Below are 22,490 nucleotides of genomic sequence, written 5' to 3' on the forward strand. Positions count from 1 at the left end.
CTTTAAATTTTGGAAATATAATTTAATGAAGTTAATTGGTCATTTTTTAATTGCTCCTTTAAAGAGTTAAGGGAATCAAATTTTTGTTCATCGCGAACAAATTCTAAAATTTCTACAGAAATAATTTGGGTGTAAATATCTTCATTAAAATTTAAGAAATTTACTTCAATAGTCTGATTTTCGCCATTCACAGTAGGACGATTACCGATGTTCATCATTCCAAAAATAGTTTGTCCTTTATAATTACTCTTCACAATGTAAACGCCGCTTTTAGGGATTAATTTATACGATTCTTTTATTTGGATGTTGGCCGTTGGAAAACCAATGGTTCTACCAAGTTGTTTTCCTTTTACAACTTCACCCGAAAAAGTATAGTTGTAACCCAAATATTTATTGGCTAATGAAATGTTTCCTTCCAGAATAGCGTTTCTAATTTTAGTAGAACTTACGGCATTATTGTTGATTTCTTGAGCAGATATTTGTTCCACTTCAAAATTGTATTGTTTTCCATAAACAATTAAGTCATTAATATTGGCTGTTCTGTTTCTGCCAAATCGATGATCGTAACCAATAATTATTTTTTGAACATTTAAAACATCAACCAAAATGGTTTTAACAAATTCTTCGGCGGTAAGTCTCGAAAATTTTTGATCAAAAGGATGAATTATTAAGTTTTCAATTCCTATTTTTTTAATTAATTCCGATTTTTCTTCTATGGTATTTATAAGCTTTACGTCAGAACTTTCTTGTAAAACCATTCGTGGATGCGGAAAAAAAGTAAGCACTACACTTTCGCAGTCTTGCTCCTTTGTATTTTGAATTAATTTTTCAAGTAAAAGTTTATGTCCCATATGAACACCATCAAACGTTCCGATAGTGACTATAGATTTTTTTTCTGCTTTATATTCTGATAAGGAATGAAATAATTTCAATTTTAAATCTTTTTGCAAATGTAAATTAATTTAATAAAAAAAGGATTGAATATTTAAATTCAATCCTTTTAAGTAAGTTTTTTAAAGATTATTCTTTAATGAAACGTAGGGTTTTAGTATAGTTTTCATTCGAAATTGTAATGAAATATACACCATTACTTAATGATGAAGTGTTGATGTTTAAATTATCACTATTTTCAACTTTACTATTCAAAACACTTTGTCCTAAACTATTTGTAATAGTTAAATTTTTAGGTAATTCAGTGCCATCGGGAATAGAAATGTTTAATTCATTTTTTGATGGGTTTGGATATACATATATGCCTTTTGCAAAATCAAAATCTGTATTGTCTAAACTAGCATTGTTTGTAAAATAACTAACTTTTGTTATTACAGTATTTGGTGGATTTCCAGATACTACAAAATCAGGTACATTTACAACTGATGTAGCACCAGCATTAACAGTATAATATCCTTGTCCTGTACCGTCAAATAAACCGTCTCCGTAAGAATCTGTTACTGTTAAATAGTAACAACCGTTTGCAGGAAGTGTCCATGTTTGATTTGTTACTAATGGCTGAGTTCCACCTGCAGTTAGATCAGTATATGGTCCGCCACTGTATAATGTGAAACCTATTTGATTTTTTAAAGTCCATGAAATTTCAGAACCATAAGCATCACCAACTAGATTAAATGTAAATGAAGTTGCATTTGCATATGCCAAGCCTGAACCTGAACTTGCTCCAAAAGTTTTTGTAGCAGTATTGTTGGTTGCTCTTGCGTCAGCACCTCCATTAACATTGGTTATATTGACATTTAAAGTACCATTAGTGGCAGTATTGGCTAAAGTTACATATGCAAAAGCGTTTGGAGCTAATGAACCTGTCCAGCTGTTAGTATAAGTAGTTCCTCCGTTAATATTGTAACTTAATGTTGCAGAAGTTAACGTTGCAGTTCCTCTATTGTAAAGTGAAACTATTTTAAGAGGTGAGGCTGGGTTAGGATTTGCACATGTTGGACTTGCACCACCACATGAATTTTCAATTTTAACTTCAGCATCATTTGCAAAAAGAGGTATAGCAATATCTTTTACAGATGTTTTAAGAGTTGATCTTCTAGGGAAACTATTCATAACCGAAGTCATAATAGCTTTCTGATTTATTGTGAAAATATTCATACATGAATCATCTGTATAATCCATGTAATTTTCAATCATGTCTGGACTTCCTAATGTACATGAATCGTGGCCTGTTGGGCAACCATAATTTGGCGCATCTACAGAAGGTGTGTCGGCGCAATTATCTCCTGGAGCAGCACAACCACCCTGAAAAGTATGAGTTAATCCTAAGAAGTGTCCTACTTCGTGAGTCATAGTTCTTCCTTCGTCATAAGTAGTATCACCATAATTCCCTGCTGGATAAAGAGTTCTTGAACCAAAGTAAGAGTGTCCAGCAACAACACCATCGGTATTTGCGCTAGTAGTTCCGTTGCTTGGAAATTGAGCATAACCTAATAATCCAGAACCATCCCAATTAACACTCCACATATTCATGTATTGTGTTGGATCCCAAATTGTTTGAGGTTTTACTTCTGTATCAATTAAGACTTGAATTTCTGAAAATGACCCAGCATTATAATTGTCTCTGCAAAGATTAACTCTATTTATACCATTTGTTGGATTTCCATTTGGATCAACTTTAGCCAAAACAAATTCAATTTGAGTATCAGCGCCAACAGCATTTGAGTTGAAGCCTGGCGTATTCATCATCCTTCTGTAATCTTGTGTCATAACAGTAATTTGAGATTGAACTTGCGCATCATTAATGTTTTCGCTCACTCCATAGGCATCGCCATTGTGAATAACGTGTACAACAACTGGTATGTAAATTATGCCTCCACTTTGAGAAGCATTGTCATGAACAGTATTGTACTGCTCAATAAAAGGTGCAATAAAAGCATCAAATTGTTCTCTTGAGAACCTTTTTGGATCACGTTGACGAAGCAATTCCTCATATTCTGATGTAGCGCACCTAACCATTCCATTTTCTGGATTAATATTCTCAACTTTAATACCTTGTAATTGAGATTTCTTTTGCTTTTTTTCCTGAGCGTAATTGAATGAAGTTATCAGTAGAAAAATAAAAGTTAATAAAGTAGTTTTTTTCATTATCTTATAGATTAATTTTATAATAGGCTATAAAAGTAAATATTTTTTTTTAAAAAATATAATAAAACACTTTTTTCTAGTGTTAATTTTAGAGATTTTGTTTTTTAAATTGATTGAAGAATAGAATAATTATTTTTTTTAGAAAGTTAGAATAGAGAATATATTTTTATTGATTTTCTATACTTTAACTTTTTTGTGATTAAAACTGCAATAATAATTCATTTAAAATTAATAAATTTGTGTTCTATATTAAAATCAATTACTATGAAAAAACTTTTACTAACTTACATTATTGGTGTTTTCTTTTCTATAGAAGGGAATTGTCAATCAATATGGAACAAGACGTCTGAAGAACGCTTAAGTGCCTTGTCTAAATTTGATCGCGCAACAGTACCATCAGAATTCAACTTGTATTCTCTTGACTTAGATGCTTTCAAATCACTATTGCAAAATACTCCAAATGATCAATCAGGAATTATATCAAATGTTGTTGTTCCTTTTCCAAACTCTAATGGTGTTATTGAAAATTACGTTGTTTATGATGCCCCAGTAATGGAGGAAGGATTGGCAATTAAATTTCCCGAAATTAAGTCTTACATCGCAAAAGGTGTTAATAATCCAAATACTACATTAAGATTTAGTATAACTAATTTTGGATTACATGTTATGTCGGTTACTAGTGATTTAGGAACTTATTATATCGACACTTATACTAAAGACTTAAACAACTATATTGTTTACAATAGAAAAAATATAGCAAGCACTAGAAGTTTTGGTTGTCTTACAGATGAAAGTGAATTATCATTAGATCATGGTAGATTCTCTACAGATGAAACAATGATTAACGATGGTAATTTTAGACAATACCGTATAGCCATTGCATGTACAGTTGAATATGCAGCTTTTCATTTAACAGCAGCTGGAACTCCAGCTATTACACCATTGGCACAGAAAAAAGCAGTTGTATTATCAGCTATGGTGGTTAGTATGACTAGATTAAATGGTGTTTATGAAAGAGAAATGTCTTTAAGGATGAATCTTGTTGCTAACAACGATTTAATTATTTTTATTAATTCAGACAGTTTTACTAATTCTCCGGCTATGCTTGGTGAGATACAGCCTATAGTTGACGCTGCAATAGGTTCGGCTAATTATGACATGGGTCATGGTTTTTGTACAACCGACTCTGGAATTGCTCAGCTTTCTTCAGTTTGTAATAATGCAGGTTTACCTAACAATGGTAAAGCAAGAGGAATTACTGGTCAGTTAAATCCTGTAGGAGATCCATTTGATATTGATTATACGGCTCACGAAATGGGACATCAATGGGGTGCATCTCACACACAAAATAATCCATGTAATTCTTCTGCCGATTCAGCATATGAAACAGGAAGTGCAAGTACTATAATGGGGTATGCTGGTATCTGTGCACCAAACGTACAAAATAATTCTAATGATTATTTTCATGCAAGAAGTATTTTGCAAATGAGTGCGTTTGTTCTTGGCGGAGGCGCTTGCGGAATAGTTACTGCTAATGGAAATACAGCTCCTATAGTTCAAGCTGGTGTAGATTATACTATTCCAAGAGGCACTGCTTTTGTTTTAAAAGGCGCTGCATCAGACGCAAATGGTGATGCTTTAACTTATTGTTGGGAACAATACAATAATGAGATAACTTCGCAACCACCATTAAATACTTACACAACGGGTCCAAATTTTAGATCAGTATCACCAAGTTCTTCTCCTAATAGATATATGCCAAGATTTGAAGATGTTTTACAAGGAAACTTATTCCCAACATGGGAAGTAGTTCCTGATGTTGCACGAACATTGAATTTTGCATTGACCGTTAGAGATAATAGAGCTGGTGGTGGAATGACAAACAGAGATGATATGGTTGTAAATGTTTCAAATGCAGGACCATTCAGAGTTACAAATCCTGATGTCGAAAATACATCATGGAGTCCAGAATCGACTCAAACATTAACTTGGGATGTGGCAGGGACAACTGCAAACGGAATCAATACAGCCAATGTAAATATTTTGATTTCTACAGATGCTGGAGTTACATTTACTACACTTGTTGCTAACACTCCAAATGATGGAGCGCAAACTGTTACATTGCCAAGTGTTTCTGCACCTTATTGTAGAATTATGATTGAGTCTGTAGGTAATATATTTTATGCGGTATCAAAATCATTTTCATTAGGATATCTAGTAAATACAGTAGTTACTTGTAACAATTATACATCTTCACCAGCTACAACAATTGCTGCTCAAGATCCACTGACATGGCAAGTTGTAGGTCAGGTGGCAGTTCCAGATAATTTTGTAATTTCTGACATGAATGTTAGTTTAAATATTACTCATAGTAAAATTAATGATTTGTATATTGGCGTTTTGCCTCCAGGCGCTACAATGGTTGGACAGATCCGTACTTTATATCAACAAGGATGTTCGACATTAATTTCAAGTAATATGATTACTACGTTTGATGATGCTGGAGTGAATCTAAATTGTGCTGGTATTGGTGCCTCAAACACATACAAGCCATTAAACTCATTAAGCTTTTTTAACGGATTAAGTTCATTAGGAAATTGGAGAATTGTAGCTTTAGATGTTGAACCTGCTAACAACGGAACATTAAATAGCTTTACATTTAATATATGTTCATCTGTAACCACTGTTACACTTGCAAATGATGATTTCAAAATTAAAGATTTTGTTGTTTATCCAAATCCAAATAATGGAGATTTTAATGTTAAGTTTAGCTCTAACTCAAATGAAGAAATTAAAATAGGTGTTCACGATATAAGAGGAAGAGAAATCTTCAATAAATCATTTACTAATACTGGTGTAATTGATCAAAACTTACATTTAGACAATATTCAAGCTGGTGTATATCTAGTAACTGTTCAAGACGGTGATAGAAAAGAAGTTAAGAAAATAGTTGTAGAATAATTTTTTAAACTAAATATATTAGAAAAAGGTTCGCTTTGCGAGCCTTTTTTGTTTCAATTAATTTGATAAAAAAACATAATAATAGATAAATTATTATAAATTTGATAAACCAAAATATATAAAAATGAAGAAAAGATTACTTTTTAGTGTTTTATTGTGCTTTTTTATTTTTGTCAGTTATTCCCAAAATGCTTTTTGGAGAGAAACTTCTAGTGATAGATTAGTAGCAATCCCAAAATCAGATAGAGATGCCATACCATCAGAGTATAAATTATTTTCACTCGATTTTAATGCTTTTAAAGCGCAATTGCAGTTTGCACCATCAAGAGAAAATAGTGCGATTATTACTTCAAATGTAATTATTCAATTTCCAAATGCTGACGGAATAATGGAAAGTTACAGAATTTATGAAGCGTCTGTAATGCATCCAGATTTAGCAGCTAGATACCCAGACATTAAATCCTATGTTGGAAAAGGTATTGAAGATCCTACAGCTACAATTAGATTCAGTACCACAATTTTTGGTTTACATACGATGACAACTTCTGGACTAAAAGGAACTCAGTATATTGATACTTATACTAAAGATTTAAATAATTATATAGTTTATAAAAAAAGTAAATTGTCTTCTACGCGTGAAAGAACGTGTTTGGTTAATGAAGATTCTGAAAGCAGAGTAGTAGCTCAACCAACAGAACAATCGGCATTAATTGGAGACGGAACTTTTAGAACCTACCGTTTAGCTATGGCATGTACTATTGAATATGCAGCTTTTCACGTAAATGCAGCTGGATTAGCTGGTGGAACTTTAGCCCAAAAGAAAGCTGCAGTTTTGGCTGCTATGAATGTTTCAATGACCAGAATTAATGGTGTTTATGAAACTGATATGTCACTTACAATGCAATTAGTCGCTACTAATGAATTAGTAATTTTTATTGATTCTGATAATTTCAACAATACAGCTGCAGGAACTTTGATTAATCAGAGTCAAACAGTAATTGATGCCAATATCGGATTTGCAAATTATGATATTGGACACACTGTAAGTACTGGCGGTGGCGGTTTAGCTCAATTGTTTTCACCATGTAGTGGAAGTAAAGCTAGAGGAATTACTGGTTCTGGTGCGCCTGTCGGTGATCCGTTTGATATCGATTATGTAGCTCACGAAATGGGGCACCAATTTGGCGCAAATCATACTCAAAATAATGCTTGTAATAGAAATGGCGCAACCGCTATTGAGCCAGGAAGCGCATCAACAATTATGGGTTATGCCGGAATTTGTGCTCCAAATGTTCAAAGTAATTCCGATGCCCATTTTCAAGCTATTAGTATTGCAGAGATGACCGCATTTGTAACTAGCGGAGGAAATTGTGGTGTTAATATTGCGAATAATAATGCGGCTCCAGTTGTAAACGCTGGCCCAGATTATACCATTCCAAATAATACTGCTTTCATCTTAAAAGGATTAGCAACCGACTCTAATGGAGATGCTTTAACCTATTGTTGGGAACAAATGAATACCGAAGCTTCGACGCAACCACCATTGCAAACGGCTACCAACGGTCCAAACTTTAGATCTAATCCTCCTACTGCTTCGCCAGATCGATACATGCCTACATTATCTAGTGTGATAAATAATAATCTGGCTCCAACTTGGGAAGTTGTTCCAAGTGTAGCAAGAACTATGAACTTTGCTCTAACGGTTAGAGATAATAGAATTCCAAATGGAGGTCAAACAGGTAGAGATAATATGGTTGTTACCACAGCAGCAGTAGGTCCATTTTTAGTAAATACGCCTAATACAGCCGTTTCTTGGGTTGCTGGTACAAATCAAAATGTGACTTGGACTGTAGCAGGAACAACTGCTAACAACATCAATGCAGCTTTTGTCGATATTTTATTATCTACCGATGGCGGATTTACTTATCCAATTTTATTGGCTAGTAAAGTTCCAAATGATGGTTCAGAGACTATAACTGTTCCTAATAATCCAGGAACAACTAATAGAATTATGGTAAGAGGATATAGTCATATTTTCTATGATTTATCAAATGTGAATTTCACTATTACAGCACCAACAAGTTCTTTTGGAGCAGCATTCTCTGGAGTTGCAGAGCAGCAATATAAATCGGCTTGTCAAGGAACAAGTGTTTCTTACAACATTTCTTATACAGCTTTAGCCGGATTTTCAGGGGCAACAACATTTGCAGCAGCAGGATTTCCAGCTGGTTCAACAGTTACTTTTGCTCCAACTTCGATTACTGCGACAGGTACTGTTGTTATGACAATTAGCAACACCACTTCAAGTCCAGTAGGAGTTTCAAATATTATTGTTACTGCAACTTCTGGAGCACTTACAAGAACAGTTCCTTTTTATTTAGAATTGTTTAGCTCTAATTTTCCAGCAATGACTTTAACTTCTCCAGCTAATAATGCACTAGGACAAGGTACAGCTTTGAATTTAACATGGGATGCTAATCCGAATGCTTCTTCTTATGATGTTCAGGTTGCTACAAATAATACATTTACTGCAATAGTTAGCTCAGGAAACGTTACTACTACAAGTTACAGTGTCTCTGGACTTGTTCCAAACACAGATTATTTTTGGAGAGTTTTGCCTAAAAATTCAATTTGTGGTGACGGAATTTTTAGTAGTCCTTTCACTTTTAAAACTGGCTTAATCGCTTGCAATACAACAGTGTCAACAAATGTTCCTATTGTCATTTCAGCTACTGGTGCGCCAACGATAACTTCTACGATAACAATTGCTTCTGGAGGAGTGATTTCTGATTTAAATGTTTTAGCACAAATAACACATCCATGGATTTCAGATTTAACGGTTTCTATCACTAGTCCAGCTGGAACAACGGTTGAGTTAATTTCGGAACAATGTAATGATTCTGATAATATGAATGCTACTTTTGATGATGCAGGAGTTGCTTTAGTTTGCGGAACTAATCCTGCAATTTCAGGAACACTTATACCATCACAGGCTTTATCTGCATTTAATGGAGAAAGTTCTACAGGAACTTGGACATTAACGGTTTCTGACGGTTATAATCAAGATGGTGGCAGTTTAACAAGCTGGAGTTTAAATGTTTGTTCAACGGCTCCATTGGCTGTTAATGAAAATTTATTTCAAGATTTTGCTATCTATCCAAATCCAAATAACGGTAATTTCACAGTGATGTTTAATACGGTTTCTAGCGAAAATGTCAATGTTGATGTTTATGATATGAGAGGAAGACAGATTTATAAAAATGAGTTTACCAATTCTGGAGCTTTCAATCAAAACATTAATTTAGATAACGTTCAAGCTGGAGTTTACTTAGTTTTAGTTACTAATGGAGAAAGCAAAATTGTAAAACGAATTATTATAGAATAATCAAGTATTGATTTTAATGAAAAAGTCCTATTCGAATAGAATAGGACTTTTTTTATTTTATTGTAGCTTCAATTGATTTTATTGTTTGAGGAACTTCGGTGACAGTAAAATCTAATTTAAAATGGATTTGATTGTTCTTATTTTCTAACTCAAGATTGCCATTGCTAACTTTATAAAATCCAGTTTGACCGCGGCAGAAGCAGAATCTTCCATAAAGCATTTTGGTACTTTGCAAAGTGAAATCGTTTTTGTTTATTTTGGCTTCTGAATTATTAATTTCAAAAACTATTTCTTCACGATAGTCAGCATCTTGTAAACCTTTTGGAACATTTCTTTCGTATTTATAGATAATTATTGATGTGTTCGCATTGTCTTCGGCTCTGTAATAAACGGCTCCAATTTCATCGGTTAGTACGTTCATGCTCTTATTTTTTAAAACTGTAACAGTACATTTTCCATCTGTTGGACAATCTGAATTGATTGTTGACACCGCTTCTATAGTATTTAAATTAGCTTCTTTTTCTTTTGATGCTGTACTTTTATTTGTGCAACAACAAGACGTTAAAATTGCTATCGGAATAATAAGTAATTGTTTCATTTAAAATTATTTAGAAATTAAAGATAATGAAATTGGTTTATTATTTGCCATTAAATGTATTCATAGTTTCGTTTAATCCTGCTAAAGCAAATGAGGTAATGATTTCTGAAGCCAATTCTAATCGTTCTTTTAAGTTGGTTTTTTCTTCTTCGCTCCATTCGCCAAGAACGTAATTTACTTGTTGTCCTTTTTTAAATTGGTCGCTTATTCCAAATCTGAAACGTGGATATTCGGTTGAGTTTAAAAGTAATTGAATGTTTTTTAATCCGTTGTGTCCGCCGTCGCTTCCTTTGGTTTTTATTCTTATGGTTCCGAAGGAAAGGTTTAAATCATCGGTGATTATTAGTATATTTTCTTTAGGAATATTTTCTTTTTCCATCCAATATTTCACCGCTTTTCCGCTGAGGTTCATGAAGGTATTTGGTTTTAAAAGAAGTAAGGTTCTTCCTTTAATTTTGAATTCGGCTAGGTCACCCAATTTTGAGGTTTGAAAGGAAATACTTTCTTTTCTAGCAAAATGGTCTAGTATTTTGAAGCCGATGTTGTGGCGTGTATTTACATAATCGATGCCAATATTGCCTAAGCCAACGATAAGGAATTTCTTCATTGGGTCTATAATTTCTTGTTCTTTTTTATGGAATATTTTTGAAAACCAATTCATGTGGTAAAAGTAAGATATTTGTTTTAAACGTGAAACTTTGTGTAAATGGATTGCTAGCTAACCCTGATTGCAATTGAATCTCGTCTTTTGGGACGAGATGGAATGTAAAGCAGGAATAAGGATTCCAAGAAAGCCCGAGCGGTTCGTTCCTAAATAAAAAAAGCACCAGTTTCCTGATGCTTTTTGGTATTATATTTAAAGAAATTATTTTTTCTTTTTTGCTCCTTTTTCTGCTTTTGCAGCTTCTTGAGCAGCTTTCATAGCAGCACGAGAAATCTTCACTTGAGCTACAACTGTGTTGTCTGGGTGCATTAATTTGTAATTATCTGAAGCTAATCTAGTTACATATAATTTGTTACCCATTTGCAATTCTGAAATGTTAGCTTCTACGAAATCTGGAAGATTTTTTGGTAAAGCTTTCACTTTTAATCTACGTTGATTTAAGTTTAATACACCTCCTAAAAGTACACCTGGAGAAGTTCCTGTAATTTTAACTGGTACTTCCATAACGATTTCTTTGTCGTCACTTAATTGGAAGAAGTCAATGTGTAAAATTGCATCACTTACTGGGTGAAACTGAATGTCTTGAAGAATTGCGTTGTACGTTTTTCCATCCAAATCAATGGCAACTGTGTGCGCATTTGGAGTGTAAACCAAACTTTTGAAAGCTTTTGTTTCTGCTTGAAAATGTACTGGTTGACTTCCTCCGTAAATAACGCAAGGAACCATTCCAGCATTACGTACCGCTTTGGTTGCTACCTTGCCCACGCTTTCTCTTTCTGATCCTTTAATTGAAATTGATTTCATTGTAAAATATATAATTAATAAAAAATTACTTGTTGATCGCTAGATTTTAGTCCAGCTTTTCTTTGATTTACATCAAAAATTTTCCACTGATGGAATTGTTGTGTTGTACCATGTGCATTACTTCGGCAAAAAGTGGTGCACAACTCACTACTTTTATTTTTTTGGATTCTTTCTTTAACGGAATAGAATCGGTAACTATTAATTCTAATAATTTAGAATTTTCTATTTTTTCGTATGCTTCACCAGATAAAATGGCGTGTGTACAAATTGCTCTTACGCTTAATGCACCTTTTTCTATCATTAAATCGGCTGCTTTTGCTAATGTTCCTCCTGTATCGATCATATCGTCAACAAGAATGATATTTCTGCCTTTTACATCACCAATTAATTCCATTGAATCAATTACATTGGCTACTTTTCTTTGTTTGTAACAAATTACAACATCTGATTCTAAAAATTTAGAATAGGCGTAAGCTCTTTTAGAACCACCCATATCTGGCGATGCAATTGTTAAATTGTCTAAACCTAAACTCTTTACGTAAGGCAAGAAAATTGTTGATGCAAACAAGTGGTCTACTGGTTTTTCGAAGAAACCTTGAATTTGATCGGCATGTAAATCCATGGTCATAATTCTAGTTGCTCCTGCGGTTTCTAATAGTTTTGCTACTAGTTTAGCTCCAATCGGCACTCTTGGTTTGTCTTTTCTATCTTGTCTTGCGTATCCAAAGTAAGGAATTACAGGAGTTATGTGTCTTGCTGAAGCTCTTTTAGCAGCATCAATCATTAACAAAAGTTCCATTAAATTGTCTGCGCTTGGAAATGTAGAGCATACAATAAAAACGCGTAATCCTCTTATTGATTCTTCATAAGAAGGTTGAAATTCACCATCACTATATTTAGAGAACGTAACTTTACCTAACGGAATTCCATAGTTTTGAGCTATTTGTTCTGCTAAGTGTACACTTTGAGAACACGCAAATATTTTTGCTTCTGGTTCTAGATGTGACATTTTAATTTGTTGTTTTGTTCCGATGTGTTTTGTACAATTTTGCTTTTAATTATGACAAAAGCTTTTTGTGTATAAATACCTCGGATGTAGTTAGTTAGTTGTGCTTCGAATTAACGAGGTGCAAATTTAGAAATAAAATCCGAGTCTGAAAGGATATTTTTAACTATTTTCTTGAAAATGTGATTAAAAATTATTTACATTTGCAGTCTCGAAATGATAAATAGTCATTTTGTCCATGCCCGGATGGCGGAATTGGTAGACGCGCACGACTCAAACTCGTGTACGAAAGTGTGTGGGTTCGATTCCCACTCTGGGTACTATACTGGACTCACTGCTTTTTAAGTAGTGAGTTTTTTGTTTTTTAGAATCACAACCTTCTTTAAATGAGCTTGTTAGGCTAAATAAACTGTTGACTTTACTGGTTCGATAATCTCTATTTTTGATAGAATAATTAAAACCCTCTGGAAATAGCATTTCTTGAAACTTCCTTTTTTTGTTATAATCTAAAGAAGCATAGAATTTACTGGGGTTTTCGCTAATTTTTAAAAAATATTTTATCGCTTTTTCATGGTTCGATTTTTTTGTAGGCAAATTTTCTAATTCATACACTTTTTGCTTAATGTTATCAAGAATTTTTTGACTTTGTCTTTCAAAAATATCTTTCGATATTTCATTTATCGCAAATCTATATTCCATTTTATCAAGAGCATCTTTTAATTCATTTGCTTCTTTTGTAATAATTCTTTTTTTGTCAGATAGATTTGACATTTCATCTGAAAGAATTTTTTTTAATTGTTCAGAAAATAAATCATGTAGTTCTTTTGAAAATTTAAAATCATTTAGTTTGTTTTGAAATTCCTCATGTAATCCCATATTAACTGCTTTCAATGATGAATTAGCATTTACAGTTTTATTGCATCCATTACATTTATAGTAAAAGAGTTGTTTCTGTTTGTTAAGATAGGATGTCATTGCTACATTACAATCATTGCAAACAAGAAATTTTGGTGCTAATGGAGTTTCTTCCTTGCCTTTAATTTTTGCAACACCTAAATGTTTTGAACCGCCAAGTATCTTTTGAAGTATTTGAAATTCTTTTTTACTAATTATTGGTTCCCAATTACCTTTAATATAATTATCTTCTAATAATGAATTACAAACTTTACCTGCATAGAATTCATTTTTCCACATATTAGAAAGTGATTGGTATGCTATTTTTATTCCTTTGGTTTGTAACCAGTCAATTATTTCTTTATCGCTGTAAGATTTATAGATTTTCATCTTAAAAGCTTCTTTTATCAACTTCCCTTCTTCATTAAGTATTATTTCTTGAAATGCCTTTACTTTAGTAGGATCTGAAACTCTTGGTCCAAAATGATCATAACCTCTTGGCGTTTTTCCGAAAGTTTTTCCATTATTAAGAGAGTTTATTAGTCCAGGAATTATGGTGTCTTGTCTATTAAAATTCTCTTTTTGAGCATAAAGAAGTTGAGTAGAAAATTCATTTTCCGCTCGTTCATTAAAAGTGTTGTGTTCTGTACTTACAGAGTAGAGTAGGACGTTGAATTCTTTTCTGAGTTTAACGAATAATTGAATATGTTCTGCGCCAGCACGCCCGAATCTACTGGGTGACCATATTAAAATGATTTTTGGTCTTTTATTAATAGATGTTTTTTTAATTTTATCTATCAATTCTCTTAATGTACTTTGTGTATTTATTTTTTTCGAGCTTTCGTATTCGGCATCAAACTCCTCTGTTATTATTAATCCATGGTCTTTTGCAAAAGATTTTATTCTCTTGACTTGTGTTTCAATACTTCCATTGTTCATGAATTGTTCTTTGGTTGAAACTCTGGTATATGACCAAACTGTTGATCCATAAAAATCACTTAACGTGAGGTTTTTCTTTTTCATTTTTACCTTGCTCATGTATTAATTTTGTAAATTCATATAATTGCTTTGAAAATTCAAATGCGGTTTCTTCATTTAATTGTTTTGATAAATTGGGTGCAATTGCAATGATTTCCTCATAGCTTAATAAATGTTGAATATTTGAAACCTTTTCCTTCTGGTCCATATCTTGTCGTAGATAATACGGGCTGAAGTATCAGGAACCGAATGGATTTTACATGTTTCATAAATTAAGATTTTATAGTTACTTTATAATTGCCTTGAGATCTTTTTTCAATTTGTATGCTTGAACCTATCGGCAAATTTGTATTTAAGAAGAACTTTGCTAGTTCTTCTGATTTTTTATGACTTTCGGTAATTTTATATATTTTATTGTTTCCGCCATCGTCTAAACTTATTTGTAGGAGTTTCGGTTTTTCAAACTGAACTGATCTCCATATTTGATTTTCTATCTCAGTTAAATATTTTAAATCTTCTGTTGTACGATTCATTTCAATACCTATTAAACGAATTAAGTGGGGTATGTAAGGAATTGTTATTAAAGTTTCACCATAGAATAAATTATTTAATTCAGAACCAATTGAATTTGTAAAAGAAGATATTCTATATTCCTCGGTTTTCGGACAATATATAAAGGAAGCTATTTGTTTTGGAGAACGTAAACAAGACTTTATTGAATCCATGTAAGGCGTTATTTCTCTTCTAAAAATATGATGCATTGCAATCTCATCTTCAAGCAGAAATTTAAACCATTCCTTATCATCATGACTAAATTCGCCCTTAGGATCTTGTATAGCTTTTTTGATGACATCGTCAGCGTAATTACTAAATAATGGTTCAATCCAGATTTTACTTGAAAGGGATTGCAATTTAGTTGTTACAATTCCAATGTTTGATAATTCATTTATAATTAAAACCCATAAAGCTTCTGGCAAGGTCATTAGTGTCTTTCTATCTTTAATAAAAAAGGGAATAACATCTTTTTCTTTCCAATAATTAAATTGTCTAGATGTAATCTCTAAATCCTTTGCCGTGAATTGCTTTTTTGAAATTGCTTCACCAATTTGTTGATAGGATATTGATTTGCTATTTGAGTCTTTATTATTCATTTTATTTCTTAAAATTTTCGGCTGGGTAAATGTAATTATTTTTTATATATTTGACAAATAAATATTTAGATAATGAAAAAAATAGATCCGTTAACGTCAGAGGAGTTTATTGCGAAAAAGAAATCGCAGCGATTTGCAACGCCAGAAAATAGAATTAAGTATAATAATCAATTGGCAACAGACTTAAGAGAAAGTAGAGCAATTATTGATAAAAAGATAAACTTAAATCATAGAATTCTATTAAAAGAACTTGATGGTAAAGATGAAGTAATACTGCACGAAATGTATTTAGAAGGAAGAGGATTTAGTTTCCTTGTTTTTAATCATATTGTGGAACATCAAGGAGTAAATAGAAATTGCATCTATGAATTCATTATAATTATTTTAGAAAATAATCATATAAAAATTATTCGAAATGAAAGATTTTAGAAACTTACAGACAATTGATACCTCTTTAGATTATCAAAACCTCCAGGTGCAAAGTTTGCAATTGCAGCATAATAATAAACTATTAAAAAACATTTTAATAGGAACAGCTATTATTTGTATTGCAATACTATCTATTAACCATTACATAGAAAATAAAAAAGAAGAAGTAACGTATTAAAGCTTCCTTTTGAATAGATGAGCTATCTATTAAATAATAGAAAAGGCGTATTGTTTTCTATTGAAATAATTTAGACTTCAAATACATTTTATTTATCATATTAACTTATAGAAAACTATTGAAAAAGTAATAGAAAAAGCGTATTGTTTTGTATTGAAATAATTTAGACTTCGAATACATTTTATTTATCATATCAACTTATAGAAAACTATTGAAAAAGTGTATTGTTTTCTATTGAAATAATATAGATTTCAAATACATTTTTTCATCAAATCAACTTATAGAAAACTATTGAAAAAGTAATAGTAAAAATGTATTGTTTTGTATTGATTCGTTAGATAATTTCAATACTTGTCCTTGAATAAAAAATAACAACAACTTCTATTGAATAATAGTAAAATTGTTACTAGTAAGCACAAAATTAGATTCGGAAAAAAAATAAAAACAGAATTGATAGTACGACCTATTAAATAAGCAAATTAATTTGCATAAATGCAGCTAAATTTGAATTGACTTGTTAGGAATTTAATTGCAATTTGTAACGATTTACTATTTTTTTGTTACAAAATCTATAATAAATTAATCTTCCCAACCGCATAAAGTTAGTCCTATTGCTTTTGCATCTTTAATAGATTTTTTTACTACTGTATGTTTACATGCATTTAGTCCGCGACAGGTTTCTTTGTAATGATATTTTGTTGCTCCTTTGCTTTGACATACATATACCTCTTCTATAGTTTTTGTAAACGAAGTAAAAACCAGAAAAGAAAAAAGGATTATTAGTTTTTTCATACGTAAATGTATTAATTTTTTACCAGTATTTCATATTCGTTACTATCATGATCTTTTCCTAGAAGTTTTCCGTAGCCTATCCATTCGGTAGTTATTTCTATTTCGTTACCCTCTAAATCGGTTATTGTTCCTTTTCCGTATTTTCCTTCAACATTGATGTTTCCTTCAAATTCATTTTCGTCAACATCAGTAGCAATTACATCATAATTGTATTGATAATCTCCCGATTCACCTGTTCGGTATTCGTATTGATATGTTGTATCTTCATGATGATTGGTAATCGAGTCAATTGTTATTTCTTGCACTACTTCTTGAACTAATGGTTGTGCTTTAGCTGTTTCTTTTTTTCTACAAGTATTGAATAATAGTGTTGCTGCAATTAATGCGACAAGAAATTGTAGTGTTTTTTTCATGACTATTGTGTTTTTGTAAAAATAATCATAGCGACTGTTTAAATTTTACGGAAAACCGTAATCACTTATTAATTGATTGAAAATGTAATGGCAATAGGAATGTGATCGGAGATTGTTCTTGCTTGTTTTAGGGTTTCAAAATTGGTGTAGAAAAGGATGGCTTCTGTTTTTGATATTGTGATATTGGCAGTTTTGTACCAAATATTATCAAATTCTGATGCGAGGCAATTGTCGTTTTTACATTCTTGCTTAAGAGATGTTTTTTGATCCAAAAATGCCGATTGATAGCCCATCTTTCTTAACGGATTGAAAACGGTATGCGATTGCGGACAATTGAAATCGCCCACAAAGAGCAAGTTTAGATTTGGATATTGCGCAGGCAAATATTTGAAGTATTTGATTTCAGTTTCGGGTTGTTTCTTTTTGGTTATGGCGTGAAAGTTGACGAGTGTAAATTGCTTGTTGTTGTATTCGAATGTGCCATAGAATGGTTCTCTATCTATCTCCAGATGGTACTTTTTCTCTAGCCATGCTTTACCAATTTTCTTGACTTTGGCTGTTTTCCAGAGAAAGGCATACCGTTCTACTTTGTAGGCGCTACTGCTTGTAGCATTACTTATAACATAATCCCATTTTGCTCCTTTTCTATTGAGTTCGTCCGCGAGTTGTGCTACGGCTTGCGCACCACCATCGCCAGCCACTACTTCCTGTAAAGCAACAACATCGTAATTTTTAATTGTGTTGGCTATAAAAACAATAGTGCTGTCTGACTTGGAACTTCCCAAATTTTCTACGTTCCAGGAAAGGAGTTTTATTTGGGAGAAAGTGGTTGTGGAGAGTAGAAGTAAAAGACTAAATACTTTCAATATCTTTTTCAATCAATTTGTATTTGTCTTTAATATCTTCGCCCATATAAAAATCAAGTAAATCTTTTTTGGTTAATGTTCCTTGAATTAGGAAACGTTTTAAATATTCTTGATTGAATTCCATTAATAGCATTGATTTATCTAATTGTTTTAGAATTGTTTTGTTGTTATCAATGTTATTTAAAACTAGAGATTTAATTGACAAAATTTCATTGATGTCTTTAATTATTCTATTTACAATCATTGCTAAAACATTCTTGTCTAATTCGATTTCTTTTGCATTTGTCGCAATATCACGAGCTAACATATAAGCAATTGCAAGATTTGAATAATCTCCTTTTTGAGAATTGATAATTGCCACAAAACCAACTTCCGGAATGTAACCGACATTGTCAAAGTTCTTAAGAATGGAATTATCTACTAATGAAATATCAAAAACAATTATACTAACTTTTGAATCTCTGTTGGCTTGAGCTTCTATTAATTGACTCCATGCCGTGTCTGTTTTTCGAATGAAAATTTCTTTATTTTCAATTTCGCCAAAGCGAATACTTTTATCAAACTTACATTCAATGGCAATCTTTAAATCTGGTGAACCATTTACCTCACAAATAATATCTCCAGTTTTATTTTTTGGAAGATTACCAGCTGTGTTTCCAGTTAAGAAAGCTTTGTCTTTTAATCTTCTTTCAGAAAAATAGTTGTTTAAGAAATCAGCAATTTCATCTTCGGCTAAAGTTCCTTTGATGGTTGATTTATAAAACAACTCTTTTTTCATTTCGAAAATCATTTTTAGACTTTCTAATTCAGTACCCAATTCATTATTAGTTTTAGCTAAGAAAGCTGAAATTCGATCTTCCATTAATGCCAAAACACCAATGTAAATAGCACGAAGTAATTTTTCGTCTCGTTCATTAGCAGACAGGTTATCAAAGTAATTGAAAACGATTTGATTTTCGATTTCAAAACTTGAAATTTCAACACGTTTGAGTTTTTGGTTTAAGGATAATGACATGTAAATATTTATTAAATTGTAAATCTAGAATCTTTTATTTTATTTTTCTTTACCCAATCATTAAAATTTTTTTCAAGCGAAACATTAAAATCTTTATCAAAAGGTTCTTCTGATGATTGAGAGTTTAATAATTCATCAAATATTTTTTCAACTGATTTTTTCACATTAATATCTTCTTTAATTTCATTGTACATTATCCAAGGTTTTGATTTGGCTGGAGGTAACAATATATTTTGATCTTCATCAAAATAAACACCTAAGTGCTCTAGTTCAAAAGTAGATATTGAAATTCTGTGAATTACTTTGAGACCTACTTTTCTTGCCTCTTGTATCTGTTTATATATATTTTGATTTCCTGTCCAAACTCCGTTTACATGACCATTCTTGTTTTTTGGATAGTCTGAATCATGTAAAACAGAAAAATTAACTTTAAAATGCTGAAGCATTTTCATAATTGGGACAATAGTAAACTTACCCCTTGCTCTTATAAAAATAGGACGTAAAACAAGCGGATATTTCTCAGTTTCAATTTGCATGATCCTCTCAAAAGATGCAAATTCGGTATCTCCTTCAATAATAATTGGATACTGACCGAAAAACATTTCTGAAAGATTCTGATCAAAATTATTTAATAATTTTAATTCATCTATCTCTGTATCCTCAAACTTAATATTGTCAGATTTATATGTTCGTGGTGAAGGACTACCCTCGTTTCGTGACAATCTTACAATTGTTGTATGATCTTCAAAAGGATTAATAAAAAGTGGACTGTGAGTTGTCAACATTACTTGCCAAGAATCATCTTTTGCTAAATCATATAAATACTTTGAAGCTGCTCTAATTCCATTTGGGTGAAGTGCAATTTCTGGTTCATCGATTAAAAGCATATACCCAGGTAAAGCAACATCTTCCGAATTATTTTCATCATCAAGGATTTCTCCACTTATTAACTTAGATAATTCTGCGGTTTTTTCATCTATAGAAATTTGTTTTGCTTTAATTGTAGGCTCTGTTTTTGCTTTTTGTTTATCTGCCTCCAGTTTCTTAATCTCTTTTTCTAAAGCCTTAGCTTTCTTTTCTTTTTCAACTTTAATGTTATTCATTGATTGTAATCTTGAGCGTACTTGCAGTAGAGACCAGAAAAGTGCTCTTTGTGAACCAGTGCCTTGCTGATCCCAATCTACATTATCACCAAATTCTTTTATATTTAACTTTGAACCATTTATCAATGCTTGTATAGGGTCAACTTTAATTTCTGACATTCCAATATTTAAATCTATTATTAGGTTTGGAAAGATTTTGTTATGGCTTTTCGTTATTTCCTCATTATAACTTTCAATTTTAGCTTTATGTTCTTGTACAGGAATCTTTGCTTCATTACTAAAAACTTCTAAAGCCTTACTTAATTCAGAGTTTTCATCATCTAATTTTTCTTTAAGGCTTTCTGCTATAGGATCTACTATTAGTTTTAGTAAATGTTTTAATTCAGAATTAGAGCTATCCAAGGCACCAATTCTAAAAGGTATTGGTAATCTACTGTTAAAAACATTATCTAATCCAGCTGCATTCCCTTCATCTGCATAATCTTGAATTTCAGGGTCATAAGTTTTTCTAGTTTTTAAACCATTTAATTCCCATTCCCATTTACTTCTAACTATTGATAAATCTCCTACTTTTTCTTTCCATTTTTCGGCAATGTTTCCAATTCCATCAGGAATATGGACAGAAATTTCAACTGAGGTTTTTTCAGATGATCTTTTACAGTAATCTTTGTCAAAAGAATATGACTGTGTTCCAACGGCTAGTTCGTAAGACCTTAATATAGTTGATTTTCCAGAATTATTTTGACCAACAAGACATAAAATATTATCTAAATCAACAGTCAAACCTTCTTCTCCAATACATCCTAAATTTTTTATAGTTATATTTAATAGTTTTGATCTCATAATATTAATCATATTTAAATTTCACATAGCTATTAATATAACTATTCAATCCCGAACCGCTCCTCGCTAATGACTTCATTTTTTCAACATGATGACTTCCTGCTTTTCTGTAACTGTAACTGTAAATTTTAGAAGTGCCTGAAAATTTGACTCTAATATAGTCATTTCCTATTTCATAACCATACACTCCAGAATTTCCGCTTGAATTTCTATATCTTTCCATAGCTATAATTCAGCATAAATTTCATCCATTCCTTTATCGCCTCTTTTGTAACCTGTTCTCGGACCATCGAATGAATCTTCAGTAATAGATAAATCATCAGCTTTACCTAAATCATACATCTTCCAACCAAATTTGCCAGAGGAAGAATACCCATCAACTTGAAAGGCACGTAACCCTTCATTTCCTGCTGTAGTCAATCCATAACAATGTGGCTCAACTAATCTTAATTCACCTTCGTAATAGAATTCAATTATATTTTGATTTTCTATTGCTTCAATAATTTTATGGTTCATACTTTTTTGTTATTAAGGTTGATTAATTTATTATTTATTAGAATTGATCTTTTCATATTCCGTCTCTAATTTTTGTATTTCTTCTGTGTAATAATCAACATAACTTTGTGCGGTATTTATTTGTTGGTTTCTATCACTTGAAGTTCTGAGAAGCTTAAAAGCACTTACGTCATTTAGTTTCTGTTTTGCCTTCTCTAAGTTTTTGTAACTTGTGTTTAATTGGCTTGTTATTTCTGAAAGTCTGTTTTCTATTGCTTGTTTTCTTTCTCTTGCTATTCTTTCGGCTTCGATTTTCTCTTGTTCTACAATTCGTGCCTTTTGTTCTTCAATTTCTTTTTGCTGAAGTTCTAGCTGTTGATTGTGCGTTTCTGTGGCATTATTTATTTGTTGTAGTTGTTCTGCTTTATTTTGAAAACTATTTAAAACGATAATAACAATTGTTATTAGCATAAGAGTTAAAACAGTGTAGAAAATATTTTTACTGAGTCCCATAATCTTAACAGGCTCGTCTTCCTCATCTTCAATAGATGTTTGACTTTCATTTGTAGGCAAAGGTGGAACTTGCGTAAAAGTGTTAATTGGTGGTGGAATTGATTTTAATAAATCTTTTAATTCATCAATCTCGCTTGCTTTTTTCCAATCAGTTTGTCCTTCAAACCAAACCATGGTGACACTTGATATCTTCTTTTCTTTAAGTTCCTCAAACGATAGTGGACCAACTTGCTCGTTATTAATGGAAATGTAGTATTGTTTCATGCTTAAAAATAAAATGTTATTAGTTGAAGTTTATAAATC

General features: G+C 31.8%; 21 protein-coding genes and 1 tRNA gene. 5 read left to right on the forward strand and 17 right to left on the reverse strand.

Annotation, left to right across the window (positions count from 1 at the left end; translation table 11 throughout):
• Positions 1–2: 2 nt before the first annotated feature.
• Together LG45_RS04710 and LG45_RS04715 are read right to left on the reverse strand one after the other, a co-directional pair.
• Positions 3–932 carry a bifunctional riboflavin kinase/FAD synthetase gene (locus tag LG45_RS04710; RefSeq protein WP_035125387.1) on the reverse strand — a complete coding sequence of 310 codons (930 nt, stop codon included), beginning with the start codon at positions 930–932 and terminating at the stop codon, positions 3–5.
• Positions 933–1,020: 88 nt separating this feature from the next.
• The gene (locus LG45_RS04715; protein ID WP_052087486.1) at positions 1,021–3,099 is read right to left on the reverse strand and encodes a M43 family zinc metalloprotease; all 2,079 of its coding nucleotides are present in this window, start codon (positions 3,097–3,099) and stop codon (positions 1,021–1,023) included.
• 264 nt (positions 3,100–3,363) lie between these two features.
• Between LG45_RS04715 and LG45_RS04720 the strand changes: the two genes are divergently transcribed.
• Together LG45_RS04720 and LG45_RS04725 are read left to right on the forward strand one after the other, a co-directional pair.
• Positions 3,364–6,060, forward strand: coding sequence for a zinc-dependent metalloprotease (locus tag LG45_RS04720; RefSeq protein ID WP_052087487.1), 2,697 nt, complete (start codon positions 3,364–3,366; stop codon positions 6,058–6,060).
• A 124-nt stretch (positions 6,061–6,184) separates the two neighbouring features.
• On the forward strand, positions 6,185–9,445 hold the full coding sequence (locus LG45_RS04725) for a zinc-dependent metalloprotease family protein (protein ID WP_035124895.1): 3,261 nt from the start codon (positions 6,185–6,187) through the stop codon (positions 9,443–9,445).
• Between the two features lie 52 nt (positions 9,446–9,497).
• Here LG45_RS04725 and LG45_RS04730 read toward each other — a convergent pair whose 3' ends face one another.
• The 4 genes from LG45_RS04730 to LG45_RS04745 all read right to left on the reverse strand — a co-directional run bounded on the left by LG45_RS04730 (position 9,498) and on the right by LG45_RS04745 (position 12,520).
• Positions 9,498–10,043 carry a hypothetical protein gene (locus tag LG45_RS04730; protein ID WP_035124896.1) on the reverse strand — a complete coding sequence of 182 codons (546 nt, stop codon included), beginning with the start codon at positions 10,041–10,043 and terminating at the stop codon, positions 9,498–9,500.
• A gap of 40 nt (positions 10,044–10,083) precedes the next feature.
• Positions 10,084–10,704 (reverse strand): aminoacyl-tRNA hydrolase, encoded by a 621-nt coding sequence (gene pth, locus LG45_RS04735; RefSeq protein WP_035124897.1) that lies wholly within the window; start codon positions 10,702–10,704, stop codon positions 10,084–10,086.
• Positions 10,705–10,908: 204 nt separating this feature from the next.
• On the reverse strand, positions 10,909–11,511 hold the full coding sequence (locus LG45_RS04740; protein ID WP_035124898.1) for a 50S ribosomal protein L25/general stress protein Ctc: 603 nt from the start codon (positions 11,509–11,511) through the stop codon (positions 10,909–10,911).
• Positions 11,512–11,578: 67 nt separating this feature from the next.
• Entirely contained in the window at positions 11,579–12,520 is a 942-nt protein-coding gene (locus LG45_RS04745) for a ribose-phosphate pyrophosphokinase (protein WP_035124900.1), read from the reverse strand.
• A gap of 237 nt (positions 12,521–12,757) precedes the next feature.
• On the opposite strand from LG45_RS04745, the gene LG45_RS04750 reads away from it, so the two are divergent.
• Positions 12,758–12,837 (forward strand) — tRNA-Leu (locus LG45_RS04750).
• On the opposite strand, the gene LG45_RS16725 is transcribed toward LG45_RS04750, so the two are convergent.
• From LG45_RS16725 to LG45_RS04760, 3 genes are all read right to left on the reverse strand, one after another.
• Positions 12,791–14,449 (reverse strand): recombinase family protein, encoded by a 1,659-nt coding sequence (locus LG45_RS16725; RefSeq protein WP_422717884.1) that lies wholly within the window; start codon positions 14,447–14,449, stop codon positions 12,791–12,793. The genes LG45_RS04750 and LG45_RS16725 overlap by 47 nt on opposite strands.
• On the reverse strand, positions 14,406–14,597 hold the full coding sequence (locus tag LG45_RS04755) for a hypothetical protein (protein ID WP_035124902.1): 192 nt from the start codon (positions 14,595–14,597) through the stop codon (positions 14,406–14,408). The genes LG45_RS16725 and LG45_RS04755 overlap by 44 nt, the downstream gene beginning before the upstream one ends.
• Before the next feature lie 64 nt (positions 14,598–14,661).
• Entirely contained in the window at positions 14,662–15,540 is an 879-nt protein-coding gene (locus tag LG45_RS04760; protein WP_035124904.1) for a hypothetical protein, read from the reverse strand.
• Positions 15,541–15,612: 72 nt separating this feature from the next.
• Here LG45_RS04760 and LG45_RS04765 point away from each other — a divergent pair, with 72 nt between their 5' ends.
• Together LG45_RS04765 and LG45_RS04770 are read left to right on the forward strand one after the other, a co-directional pair.
• Positions 15,613–15,969 (forward strand): hypothetical protein, encoded by a 357-nt coding sequence (locus tag LG45_RS04765; RefSeq protein ID WP_035124905.1) that lies wholly within the window; start codon positions 15,613–15,615, stop codon positions 15,967–15,969.
• Complete coding sequence (locus tag LG45_RS04770; RefSeq protein WP_035124906.1) at positions 15,956–16,147, forward strand: hypothetical protein; 192 nt, start codon at positions 15,956–15,958, stop codon at positions 16,145–16,147. Before LG45_RS04765 ends, LG45_RS04770 begins: the two co-directional genes overlap by 14 nt.
• 579 nt (positions 16,148–16,726) lie before the next feature.
• Here the strand turns inward: LG45_RS04770 and LG45_RS04775 are convergent.
• The 8 genes from LG45_RS04775 to LG45_RS04810 all read right to left on the reverse strand — a co-directional run bounded on the left by LG45_RS04775 (position 16,727) and on the right by LG45_RS04810 (position 22,451).
• On the reverse strand, positions 16,727–16,939 hold the full coding sequence (locus LG45_RS04775; protein WP_035124908.1) for a hypothetical protein: 213 nt from the start codon (positions 16,937–16,939) through the stop codon (positions 16,727–16,729).
• Positions 16,940–16,950: 11 nt separating this feature from the next.
• The gene (locus LG45_RS16030) at positions 16,951–17,352 is read right to left on the reverse strand and encodes a hypothetical protein (RefSeq protein WP_052087488.1); all 402 of its coding nucleotides are present in this window, start codon (positions 17,350–17,352) and stop codon (positions 16,951–16,953) included.
• Between the two features lie 68 nt (positions 17,353–17,420).
• Positions 17,421–18,230 (reverse strand): endonuclease/exonuclease/phosphatase family protein, encoded by an 810-nt coding sequence (locus tag LG45_RS04785; RefSeq protein ID WP_035124910.1) that lies wholly within the window; start codon positions 18,228–18,230, stop codon positions 17,421–17,423.
• A complete protein-coding gene (locus tag LG45_RS04790) occupies positions 18,205–19,233 on the reverse strand; it encodes a hypothetical protein (RefSeq protein ID WP_035124912.1) in 1,029 nt (342 codons plus the stop codon). Before LG45_RS04790 ends, LG45_RS04785 begins: the two co-directional genes overlap by 26 nt.
• Positions 19,234–19,244: 11 nt before the next feature.
• On the reverse strand, positions 19,245–21,179 hold the full coding sequence (locus LG45_RS04795; RefSeq protein WP_165570795.1) for an ATP-dependent nuclease: 1,935 nt from the start codon (positions 21,177–21,179) through the stop codon (positions 19,245–19,247).
• Between the two features lie 4 nt (positions 21,180–21,183).
• Entirely contained in the window at positions 21,184–21,402 is a 219-nt protein-coding gene (locus tag LG45_RS04800; protein ID WP_035124915.1) for a hypothetical protein, read from the reverse strand.
• A 2-nt stretch (positions 21,403–21,404) separates the two neighbouring features.
• Positions 21,405–21,695, reverse strand: a complete 291-nt coding sequence (locus tag LG45_RS04805) for a hypothetical protein (RefSeq protein WP_035124917.1) — start codon at positions 21,693–21,695, stop codon at positions 21,405–21,407.
• A gap of 30 nt (positions 21,696–21,725) precedes the next feature.
• The gene (locus LG45_RS04810) at positions 21,726–22,451 is read right to left on the reverse strand and encodes a GYF domain-containing protein (protein WP_035124919.1); all 726 of its coding nucleotides are present in this window, start codon (positions 22,449–22,451) and stop codon (positions 21,726–21,728) included.
• Positions 22,452–22,490 lie beyond the last annotated feature (39 nt).

Source organism: Flavobacterium aquatile LMG 4008 = ATCC 11947 (assembly GCF_000757385.1).
Taxonomy (GTDB): Bacteria; Bacteroidota; Bacteroidia; order Flavobacteriales; family Flavobacteriaceae; genus Flavobacterium; species Flavobacterium aquatile.

Excerpts from the sequence above, each read along its gene's own strand:
- LG45_RS04715 (WP_052087486.1), bottom strand. The coding sequence starts at position 3,099 with ATGAAAAAAACTACTTTATTAACTTTTATTTTTCTACTGATAACTTCA.
- LG45_RS04720 (WP_052087487.1), top strand. The coding sequence starts at position 3,364 with ATGAAAAAACTTTTACTAACTTACATTATTGGTGTTTTCTTTTCTATA.
- LG45_RS04725 (WP_035124895.1), top strand. The coding sequence starts at position 6,185 with ATGAAGAAAAGATTACTTTTTAGTGTTTTATTGTGCTTTTTTATTTTT.
- LG45_RS04730 (WP_035124896.1), bottom strand. The coding sequence starts at position 10,043 with ATGAAACAATTACTTATTATTCCGATAGCAATTTTAACGTCTTGTTGT.
- pth (WP_035124897.1), bottom strand. The coding sequence starts at position 10,704 with ATGAATTGGTTTTCAAAAATATTCCATAAAAAAGAACAAGAAATTATA.
- LG45_RS04740 (WP_035124898.1), bottom strand. The coding sequence starts at position 11,511 with ATGAAATCAATTTCAATTAAAGGATCAGAAAGAGAAAGCGTGGGCAAG.
- LG45_RS04745 (WP_035124900.1), bottom strand. The coding sequence starts at position 12,520 with ATGTCACATCTAGAACCAGAAGCAAAAATATTTGCGTGTTCTCAAAGT.
- LG45_RS16725 (WP_422717884.1), bottom strand. The coding sequence starts at position 14,449 with ATGAGCAAGGTAAAAATGAAAAAGAAAAACCTCACGTTAAGTGATTTT.
- LG45_RS04755 (WP_035124902.1), bottom strand. The coding sequence starts at position 14,597 with ATGGACCAGAAGGAAAAGGTTTCAAATATTCAACATTTATTAAGCTAT.
- LG45_RS04760 (WP_035124904.1), bottom strand. The coding sequence starts at position 15,540 with ATGAATAATAAAGACTCAAATAGCAAATCAATATCCTATCAACAAATT.
- LG45_RS04765 (WP_035124905.1), top strand. The coding sequence starts at position 15,613 with ATGAAAAAAATAGATCCGTTAACGTCAGAGGAGTTTATTGCGAAAAAG.
- LG45_RS04770 (WP_035124906.1), top strand. The coding sequence starts at position 15,956 with ATGAAAGATTTTAGAAACTTACAGACAATTGATACCTCTTTAGATTAT.
- LG45_RS04775 (WP_035124908.1), bottom strand. The coding sequence starts at position 16,939 with ATGAAAAAACTAATAATCCTTTTTTCTTTTCTGGTTTTTACTTCGTTT.
- LG45_RS16030 (WP_052087488.1), bottom strand. The coding sequence starts at position 17,352 with ATGAAAAAAACACTACAATTTCTTGTCGCATTAATTGCAGCAACACTA.
- LG45_RS04790 (WP_035124912.1), bottom strand. The coding sequence starts at position 19,233 with ATGTCATTATCCTTAAACCAAAAACTCAAACGTGTTGAAATTTCAAGT.
- LG45_RS04795 (WP_165570795.1), bottom strand. The coding sequence starts at position 21,179 with ATGAGATCAAAACTATTAAATATAACTATAAAAAATTTAGGATGTATT.
- LG45_RS04800 (WP_035124915.1), bottom strand. The coding sequence starts at position 21,402 with ATGGAAAGATATAGAAATTCAAGCGGAAATTCTGGAGTGTATGGTTAT.
- LG45_RS04805 (WP_035124917.1), bottom strand. The coding sequence starts at position 21,695 with ATGAACCATAAAATTATTGAAGCAATAGAAAATCAAAATATAATTGAA.
- LG45_RS04810 (WP_035124919.1), bottom strand. The coding sequence starts at position 22,451 with ATGAAACAATACTACATTTCCATTAATAACGAGCAAGTTGGTCCACTA.